Genomic DNA, 9,417 nt, shown 5'->3' on the forward strand with positions numbered 1-9,417 from the left:
TAAATTTGAAACTTACAATTCTTGGTTGCCACAGTGCAACACCACGCACTAATACCAATCCTACGTCTCAAGTCCTAGAAATTAAGAACCATATGTTTCTTATAGATTGTGGTGAAGGTACTCAGGTAGAATTGCGACGTAATAAGGTTAAATTTTCGAGAATTAAGCATATTTTTATTTCACACCTACATGGAGACCATTATTTTGGTTTAGTTGGCTTGGTTAATACTTTTAGTCTTTTAACTAGAGAAACTGAGCTTCATATATATGCTCCAAAGGGTTTAAAGGAAGTAATAACACTTCAAATGAAATTATCTAAAGGTTGGACAAATTATCCTTTAATTTTTCATGAATTAACCTCAAAAACATCAGAGTTAATTTATGAAGATGACAAAGTAGAAGTGCATACTATTCCTTTAGAACATCGTGTATATACGAACGGATTTTTGTTTAAAGAGAAAGAAAATGAACGCAAAATAGATATTAAGGCTGTAACTGAAGCTCACATTAATATGGCTTATTTTAGAAAATTAAAACAAGGGTTTGATGTAGAGAATGAAAATGGAGTTTTAATTGCTAACGAAAGAGTCACCAAAGATCCTTTACCAGCAAAAAGTTATGCGTATTGCAGTGATACAGCTTATACAGAATCTATTATTCCCATTATAAAAGATGCTACCATTTTATATCACGAATCTACTTTTTTAGAAAAAAATGAATCACTTTGTATACCAACTAAGCATAGTACTCCTAAACAAGCCGCTACGATAGCAAAAAAAGCAAACGTAGAAACGTTAATTTTAGGCCACTACTCAACACGTTACAATGGCTATGATGAGTTTAAATTTGAAGCTGAAACGATTTTTGAAAACGTTTTACTTGCTAAAGATGGCGTTACCTTTGATTTCTAATTTAATTCAGATAATCTTTTAACCCAAGCAATAGCTTCCTCTAAACTTCTAGATCGTTTCATGCTTATAGCAGATAATTGTTTTTCAATATTAGCGCTCATAAAAGTAGCATCTGTATAACTTACAATAGATGCTGCTATTAACATGCGGTCATCTTTATCAAAATAAGCCCATAATACAGGGTCAATTGAGTAAGAATTAACACGGTTAGAGATGTATGCTAATTTTTTTTGATCTCCATAATGATTTCTAATTTCATCGAGAACAGAATTAAGTTTTTCAGAGTTAAAGTGTACACCTTCATTTACTTCCATAATAAAGAAATCATCAAACAAATACTTTGTTGCGAAATCTAAAATTATTTTTTTGTACGAAAGCGTTTTTGAAAGAGGGGAATCTTCAAAGCGCATAATAGGGTTAATAATTTAGTTAGGGTCAATAATAGTGTTAAAGCTACACTTTTTTTGACAAACACAAAATAAAGAATTAATTTCGTTGTATTATGGAGAAAGACCTAAGTAACTACAGAAAATCTTATGAGAAAGGTGAATTACTATTGGATAATGTACCAGAAAATCCAATAGAATTATTCCGTAATTGGTTTATGGAAGTAGATACACATTTCCATGTAGATGAAACAAATGCCATGACTATTTCTACAGTTGGTTTAGATGGTTACCCAAAAAGTAGAGTAGTGCTACTTAAAAAATACACACATCAAGGGTTTATATTTTATACTAACTATGATAGTGAAAAAGGCAAAGCTATAGCAAATAATCCTAATGTTTGTTTATCCTTCTTTTGGCATGCAGCAGAGCGACAAATAATTATTAAAGGAAAAGCTGAAAAAATATCTGAAAATCTTAGCGACGGTTATTTTGAATCGCGACCTCGAGGAAGTCAACTTGGAGCCATAGTCTCTAAACAAAGTGAGGTTATCTCAGATAGACAAGAGTTAGAATTAAAATTAAAACAACTCGAAAATAAATTTGAAGGTCAAACGATAGAACGCCCAAAACATTGGGGAGGATATATTGTAAAACCCGTTGAGTTAGAATTTTGGCAAGGCAGACCGAATAGACTTCATGATCGAATTCGCTATCAATTACAAGAAGATTTTTCTTGGAAGATAGATCGACTTTCACCATAACTTCTGATTTTAATTTATCGACAAAACGATATATTTATACGTTATAATTCACGTTTTTTTAATTCAACAATGTATTTCATCGATGTTTTACATTAAAAATCGACGAACGACAAGCTTTTAATCGATTTTAACATTTTGTTAACGATTTACTTTAAGTAGGCTGTTAATTTAGTAATCCCAAACCTAAATTACCTACTTATGAAATTGACTAAACTCTTGCCATTTCTGGCTATTGTTGCTCTTTTAGGCTTTACTTCATGCACTACAGACAGCTTAGCAGAAGACCAAAATAATGCTATTGAACTACCTGTTGCACCTCAAGCCAAACAAATTGAAATTGAGATCATGGAACTTATAAATGCCTACAGAATTAATGAAGGTTTAAATGCATTAAACGAACATAGTACTGTAAAGGCAGTTGCATTTACGCATACAGACTACATGGTGCAAGTAGAACACGTATCTCACGATAACTTTTTTCTAAGACAACAAAGCCTAGAGGCTAATGCAGATGCTAATATAGTAACTGAAAATGTTGCTTATGGCTTTAATTCTGCGGCATCTGTAGTTAATGCTTGGTTAAATAGCCCAGAACATAGAGATAATATAGAAGGTGATTACACAGATTTTGATGTATCAGCAGAACAGAACGATGCAGGAAAATGGTACTTTACAAATATTTTTATTAAGCGTTAAGCTGATTTTATATTTTACTAGTTAGATTAGAAGAAGTCACAGTGATGTGGCTTTTTTTTATGAAATAAACTTTTCATATTCATACCATTTTATAGGATTAGGTAATTCATTAGAATTAAACTCTAAATGTATAACTCTTCGTCTTTGGTTATTAATTGTTCTATCAGATGCATGAAGCAGTAAAGGTTTCATAAGCATAACACCACCTTTGTTAATTTCGCAGATATCTTGTTTGTCCATATTCCAATACTTAGAACCCTTTCTAATGACTCCGTTACTATGAGACTTCGGAACCACTTTTAAAGCACCGTTATCCTTGGTTGTATCATCCAAATGAATTCGAATTGTTATAGTATTCTCTAAGATGTTAATTGGAGGTTGCACACCATAAACGTCCTTTTTTGTAGTCCAATTAGAATAACCGTCTATATCTGCTTTTGTAGTTACTGATATACTTAAATCTTGATGATAAGGCACAAACCAATTAGAATTTGGCGGTTTATCAAAATATATGGCTTTGGTTAGAAAATAATTAGATTCAAAATGTAAATTTAATAATTGAATTAAGTTTTTATTCGATAGAGCTTTTTTTAATCCAGGAATTACTTTTAATAACTGACGAATAGCAAATAACTGATTCGCTGTTTGGATATAATTATTAGCTATATTAAAAGCTTCAATGTAATTAGTTATATCATTTATTTCGCCTTTAGAATAAAGGTTATCTAACTTAGTATAACCTATATTTTTAAGTTCGTTAATGTTCCTAGTGTAACTCATTATCTATTATAAAATTATACGATAAAATTTATAAAGCAAACAATTTAAGATTAACTTAATAATATAAAAAAAAGCAAGCCCATTAGAGCTTGCTTTTTACATTAAAATTATTTTCGAGGGTTAAAAATCACTTACTATATAGAAATAAGAACGTCTATTGACTTGATGTTCTTCCTCTGTACATTTTACACGGTTAGCACATTTATTTAATAATTTAGTTTCTCCATAACCAATGGCACTTTCAATTCTATGTGCCTCGATGCCTCTGGAGATAAGATAATCTCTTGTAGATTTAGCACGTTTATCAGATAGTTTCATGTTATATTTATCACGACCTCTACTATCTGTATGCGATTCAATTTTAATTACCATGTCAGAATGCTTTCTCAGTACATCGACAATATTTTCTAACTCATATTGTGCATCTGTCCTAATATTTGACTTATCAAAATCAAAGAATATAGGATTTATTACTATTTGGTTATTGGTTATTAATGGTATTAAAGATAAATCAATAATATTTACTTTTTCATTATCATAAGCAGTGATAAGTTCTTTCTTATCATCTTTATAATCTGGTTTGCTTCCTACTATGCTATAGGTTTTATTACAATCTATTTCAAAAGAGTAAGTACCATCTTTTCCGGTTATAACTTCTTCTATAATTTTACCAGTTTCATCAATTAAACGAACAGTTACACCTGCCATTTCCATATCTATTCGATCATCTTTGGCAACACCTTTAAGCTGTTGTTTACATATTACAGCATTAAAGCTATATATATCATCACCACCTTTTCCTTCTGGTCTATTTGAAGAAAAATAACCTTTACAACCTGTTGAATCTACAAAAAAGGCAAAATCATCATAACCACTATTGTAAGGTGCACCTAAGTTTTTAGGTTCAGATCGATCGCCTTTTAGAATATTCGATTTAAAAATGTCTAATAATCCTAAATTTAAATAACCGTCTGATGAAAAATATAAGGTATTATCTTTACCAACAAAAGGAAACATTTCACGGCCTTCTGTATTGATTTTTTCACCAAGATTTTTTGGCTCTCCATAGCTTCCGCTATTATTGATAGTTACGGAATAAATATCCGTTTGTCCAAAACCACCTTCACGGTCAGATACAAAATACAAAGTTTTATTATCTGGGCTTAATGCAGGATGACCCGTTGAGTGCACATCATCATTAAATGGTAATTCTATAACATTTGTCCACCGATTATTAACCAATGATGCTCTATATATTTTTAAGTGTGTAGTCCCTTCTTTATCGTATTTTAACCTATTACGTTTGTTAATATTATCTCTTGTAAAGTATAGAGTTTTACCATCATTTGTGATAGCAACAGAGGCTTCGTGATAATCTGTGTTTACTTTATCTCCTTTTATTTTGCTTGGTGAACCAAAAGTGAGAAAGTCATTATTATCTTCAATTTGTACTTCTAGCAAATCTAAAAAAGGCTCTTTGTTCCAATTGTAAACTTTTTTTACTTCTCCTCTTGCTGATGCGAAATAAAGTATGTCATTAAAAACATAAGCTCCAAAATCTGAATTTTCAGAATTAAAAGGTAAATTTTCTATAGTTACAATGATGTCACTCTTTGCAGTAAGTTTGCTATATATATCTACTTCATCAGGATTGTAGCCTTTAAGTCTGCTATCACCTTGTTGTGCAGCACTTAATTCTTTAAACCATTTGTCAGCTTCTTTATAATTACCAGTACTTCTAAGTGACTGTATGTATTTATAAATATATTCGGCATCTATATCAGAATATTCATCTAACGCTTTTTTATACCAATAGGCTGCTTTTTCGGAATTAGCATTATTATAATATGCATCACCTAATCGTGTTAATACATGCGCATCAGCTTTTCCTTTTTCAACCACTTTTTCATACAATTCAATAGCTTTTACATAGCCATAGTTTTCAAAAAACTTATCTGCCAATTTCGTTTGTGAATAAGATAACGAACTGATTAAAATTAGAGTTATAACTAATATTCTTGTATTCATAATGCGTTTCATTTTAGAAATATCTTGGCGATTTAATTCGTTTACTCTTAAAGACTTCGAACATTAATAATATTTCATGTGTACCACTAGTATAAGCTCTTAAATCTGAAAATGGAAATTCATAAGCATAACCAACTCTTAATTGTTTTGATACCTGAAAATCTGCTATCGCTCCTAAAGCAGAGGTGTTTTGATCGACTCTGTATCCACCACCAATCCAAAATGTATCATTGAACAAGAAATTTGCAGTAATGTCAAAAGATAATGGTGCTCCATTAGTAGCTTTTAATAATACGGCTGGTTTCAGTTTTGTGTTTTCGCTTAAATCAAAAACATAACCACCAGTTAAATAATAACTAATACGTTCTAAAGCAATATAATCTAATGTACCTTGACGTCCTTTGTTATAATCTGTATTTAAAATTCTCGGAGCAGATAATCCAACATACCAACGTTGAGAGTGTAAATAAAAACCAGCACCAACATTAGGGCTCCAACGGTTAGATACATCATTAAAAAAATCGTCATTTGCTACAGAAGGATCGGTAAGTAATTCTTCATCTAAGGTGTAATGCGTCATTCCTCCTTTGATACCAAATGCTAATTTTGTGTTTTCACTTGTTTTAATCGTATAGGAATAATCTGCATATAAGTACGAGAAGTTTTCATAACCAAGTTTGTCATTAATAAATGAAATACCTAATCCCATTTTTTCATTACGTAATGGTGTATGAATTGATAAGGTTTGAGTTTCTGGTCCACCTTCTAATCCTACCCATTGACTTCTATGTAAACCAACTATACTTAGCGTTTCTCTACTACCAGCATAAGCAGGATTTATAGAAATGGTATTAAACATATATTGCGTAAACTGAGGTAACTGCTGCGAAAAGGCAGTAGAAACACTCAAAAAGAGTATAGCAATACTTATATATTTTGATACTTTCATCGGTTAAGTTTTAATTTGTTGCCACGTAGATAGGACCAGTAATTGGTGCTAAACCACTATTTTTTAAATTTATGATATAATAATATGTACCTGTTGGGACTTTACCAGAATTTCCTACAGAAGATCCGTGTGCCTCACCTCCCCAATCATTTTGGTAGTTACTAGATTTGTAAATCTCAGCTCCCCAACGATTGAATATTTGTAACTCTACTACAAAACCACATTGCTCAATTAATTCAACAGTGAAAACATCATTTACGGTATCACCATTAGCAGTTACGGTTTTAGAAATAAGTACATTATCTTCAGAACTACAAGGAAGAACCAGACATTCATCATCCATAGTAACATTAACTTCTACTTCTCTAGGACATGGACCTTCTGTAATTGAGTACATAAATGTATACACTCCAACATCTGCTGTTGATGGGTCAAAGAAACTTCCGTTAAGTGTCGTATTACCTGTAACGACACTCCATGTTCCATTCATGTCAAAGTCACCAGAAAGTAAATCAAATAAGTCGAATTCTATATCAAGCACACAGCGTTCTGCATCCATAACATTAATAACGTTACTTATTTCTACATTTATAGTTTGAGTAAAGGCAGCTTCATTCCCACAATCATCAATTACGGTCCAAGTTCTTATGATTTGATAATCTTCAAAATCATTCTCTTGGGTTGAAACTTCATCATAAGCTACACTAATATCATTAGAACAAGAGTCTTCAAATACTAAGTCTGGCCTAGTAGGAATGCCATCACAAGCAACCGTTATGTTTTCATCATAAGGCGTAACGCTAGTTGGTGCAGTATTGTCTTCAACAGTAATAATTTGTGTATGTACCGTTTCATTATTACAACTATCTGTTGCAGTCCATGTACGAACAATAATATAATCACCAACACAAGCCCCATTTGTTATTTCTTCGGTAAATGAAACATTTGCTGTACCACAATTATCTGAAGCTGTCAATGTTTCTGCAGTTGGAACATTGTCACATTCTGCATTTGTATCCGCAGGTAACGTTTCATTAAACGTTGGCGCAGTTGTATCTTGCACTGTAATAGTCTGAACAAAAGTTGTTGTATTACTACATTCATCAGTTAAAGACCAAGTACGAGTTATCATAGACTCATTAGGACAACTACCTTCTACAACACTATCAGTAAAAGTAGCATTTAGCGCAATACTAGAACAGTCGTCCGACTCATCAGTTACATCACCAGTTAAACTTAAGTCAGTAATATCTACATCACATTCTATAGTAATATCAGTAGGTACTGAGAAGGTTGGTGGTGTTGTATCTTCTATTGTCAATGTTGCGCTTAAAGTTGACGTGTTACCACAATCATCAGCAACCGTATAAATAACAGTAATTATACCACCAGCTCCACAAGATGGAACTAAGTTTGTAAAGTCATAATCTGAAGTTACTAAGTTAGTTGGAATAAGATCACAAGTATCAGTACCACAAGTTTCTAATGCAGCAATATTTGCAGTATTCCATGCTGCTGCTAAAGTTTCGTTATCATTACCATTACACTCTATAGTTTCATCAGCAACAGCACATGCAGATAAATCTGGTCCTATTGTATCTTCGAGTGTAAGGGTAGCAGCTAAAGTGCTAGCATTACCAGTTGCATCTGTTAAAGTGTAAATTACAGTAATTGTACCACCTGCACCACAATTAGAAACTAGGTTTCCGAAATTATAGTTTGAAGTGATTGTAATATTATTATCACATGCATCTGTTGCACAATTCTCTAGATCTAAAATATTAGTTGCATTCCAATTGTTTGCGATTGTTTCATTATCTGTACCACTACATTCAATAGTTTCATCAACAACATTACAGTTTGAAACATCTGGAGGTGTTGTATCTTCAATTAATTCTGTTGTGGTCTGTGATGTTGCAGTTACTGATGTTCCATTCACAACTTCAGTAGCAGTTACTGTGGCGGTATTAGTTACTTCAGTAGCATCAATATCTGTTTGAGTGACTAAATATGTAGCACTAAATACCCATGTTTCAGTCGGATCTAATTGATTATCACCATCAGTGTCACCAGAAACAAAGTTAATACTAACTATAGGTGTTGCATTGTCTAATAATGGGTCTGTTATTATTACATTTCCTAATGCTATATCTCCATTATTAGTTACTGTAAATGTATATGTAATTGTTTCATCAATTTCAGTACAATCATTACCATTATCATTATTGAAAACACCAGTCTTTATAAGTGCAATACCAGAATCGCTACAAAGTGTTACATCAGGATTATTTGCATCGATAACATAAGAATCATTAGCTTGAACAGTAGTTGTTCCATCAGGTTGTAAACCACTAGCGGTTACATTATTTGTAATATTACCAGCATCAACATCAGCTTGTGTAATAGTATAATCTGGTGCTGTGAATATCCAAGTTTCAGAAGGATCAAGGATGTTATCGCCATTATCACCAGCAAGTGATAATGTAGCTGTGATATCACCACCTAATAAATCATCGTTTATAGTAATAGAATTAATAGATACATCACCAGTATTAGTTACAGTAAATGTGTATGTTACAAGGTCACCTTCACCAACACAACCAGCAGTTGGGCTAGAAGCTGCTTTTACAACTTCGATTCCACCATCATCACAAAGTGTTACATCAGGATTATTAGCATCGATAACATAAGTATCAGTAGCTTGAACAGTAGATGTTCCATCAGGTTGTAAACCATTTGCTGTTACATTGTTTGTAATATTACCTGCATCAACATCAGCTTGTGTAATAGTATAATCTGGTGCAGTAAATATCCAAGTTTCAGAAGGATCGAGGATGTTATCGCCATTATCACCAGCAAGTGATAATGTATCTGTGATATCACCACCTAATAAATCATCGTTG

8 protein-coding genes are annotated in these 9,417 nt (G+C 32.3%); 3 read left to right on the top strand and 5 right to left on the bottom strand.

What is annotated here, in order from left to right:
- Nucleotides 1-5: 5 nt before the first annotated feature.
- Nucleotides 6-911, top strand: a complete 906-nt coding sequence (locus H8K90_RS15675) for a ribonuclease Z (protein WP_186846935.1) — start codon at nucleotides 6-8, stop codon at nucleotides 909-911.
- Here the strand turns inward: H8K90_RS15675 and H8K90_RS15680 are convergent.
- Nucleotides 908-1,321 carry a hypothetical protein gene (locus H8K90_RS15680; RefSeq protein ID WP_186846936.1) on the bottom strand — a complete coding sequence of 138 codons (414 nt, stop codon included), beginning with the start codon at nucleotides 1,319-1,321 and terminating at the stop codon, nucleotides 908-910. The genes H8K90_RS15675 and H8K90_RS15680 overlap by 4 nt on opposite strands.
- Before the next feature lie 92 nt (nucleotides 1,322-1,413).
- Here H8K90_RS15680 and pdxH point away from each other — a divergent pair, with 92 nt between their 5' ends.
- Together pdxH and H8K90_RS15690 are read left to right on the top strand one after the other, a co-directional pair.
- Nucleotides 1,414-2,061 carry a pyridoxamine 5'-phosphate oxidase gene (gene pdxH / locus H8K90_RS15685; RefSeq protein ID WP_186846937.1) on the top strand — a complete coding sequence of 216 codons (648 nt, stop codon included), beginning with the start codon at nucleotides 1,414-1,416 and terminating at the stop codon, nucleotides 2,059-2,061.
- Between the two features lie 198 nt (nucleotides 2,062-2,259).
- Nucleotides 2,260-2,757 carry a CAP domain-containing protein gene (locus tag H8K90_RS15690; RefSeq protein ID WP_186846938.1) on the top strand — a complete coding sequence of 166 codons (498 nt, stop codon included), beginning with the start codon at nucleotides 2,260-2,262 and terminating at the stop codon, nucleotides 2,755-2,757.
- Between the two features lie 57 nt (nucleotides 2,758-2,814).
- Here H8K90_RS15690 and H8K90_RS15695 read toward each other — a convergent pair whose 3' ends face one another.
- The 4 genes from H8K90_RS15695 to H8K90_RS15710 form a co-directional block, all read right to left on the bottom strand.
- Nucleotides 2,815-3,537 (bottom strand): phytanoyl-CoA dioxygenase family protein, encoded by a 723-nt coding sequence (locus H8K90_RS15695; RefSeq protein WP_186846939.1) that lies wholly within the window; start codon nucleotides 3,535-3,537, stop codon nucleotides 2,815-2,817.
- A 120-nt stretch (nucleotides 3,538-3,657) separates the two neighbouring features.
- Complete coding sequence (locus H8K90_RS15700; protein ID WP_186846940.1) at nucleotides 3,658-5,565, bottom strand: OmpA family protein; 1,908 nt, start codon at nucleotides 5,563-5,565, stop codon at nucleotides 3,658-3,660.
- Between the two features lie 13 nt (nucleotides 5,566-5,578).
- Nucleotides 5,579-6,514: a PorP/SprF family type IX secretion system membrane protein gene (locus H8K90_RS15705; protein ID WP_186846941.1), complete on the bottom strand. Its 936-nt coding sequence runs from the start codon at nucleotides 6,512-6,514 to the stop codon at nucleotides 5,579-5,581.
- Nucleotides 6,515-6,524: 10 nt separating this feature from the next.
- Nucleotides 6,525-9,417 (bottom strand): DUF7507 domain-containing protein (locus H8K90_RS15710; protein ID WP_186846942.1); only part of this gene is annotated, 2,893 nt, incomplete at its 5' end.

It is taken from the genome of Winogradskyella echinorum (genome assembly GCF_014297365.1).
In the GTDB taxonomy this organism is placed as follows: domain Bacteria; phylum Bacteroidota; class Bacteroidia; order Flavobacteriales; family Flavobacteriaceae; genus Winogradskyella; species Winogradskyella echinorum.

Excerpts from the sequence above, each read along its gene's own strand:
- H8K90_RS15695 (WP_186846939.1), bottom strand. The coding sequence starts at position 3,537 with ATGAGTTACACTAGGAACATTAACGAACTTAAAAATATAGGTTATACT.
- H8K90_RS15690 (WP_186846938.1), top strand. The coding sequence starts at position 2,260 with ATGAAATTGACTAAACTCTTGCCATTTCTGGCTATTGTTGCTCTTTTA.
- pdxH (WP_186846937.1), top strand. The coding sequence starts at position 1,414 with ATGGAGAAAGACCTAAGTAACTACAGAAAATCTTATGAGAAAGGTGAA.
- H8K90_RS15680 (WP_186846936.1), bottom strand. The coding sequence starts at position 1,321 with ATGCGCTTTGAAGATTCCCCTCTTTCAAAAACGCTTTCGTACAAAAAA.
- H8K90_RS15700 (WP_186846940.1), bottom strand. The coding sequence starts at position 5,565 with ATGAATACAAGAATATTAGTTATAACTCTAATTTTAATCAGTTCGTTA.
- H8K90_RS15705 (WP_186846941.1), bottom strand. The coding sequence starts at position 6,514 with ATGAAAGTATCAAAATATATAAGTATTGCTATACTCTTTTTGAGTGTT.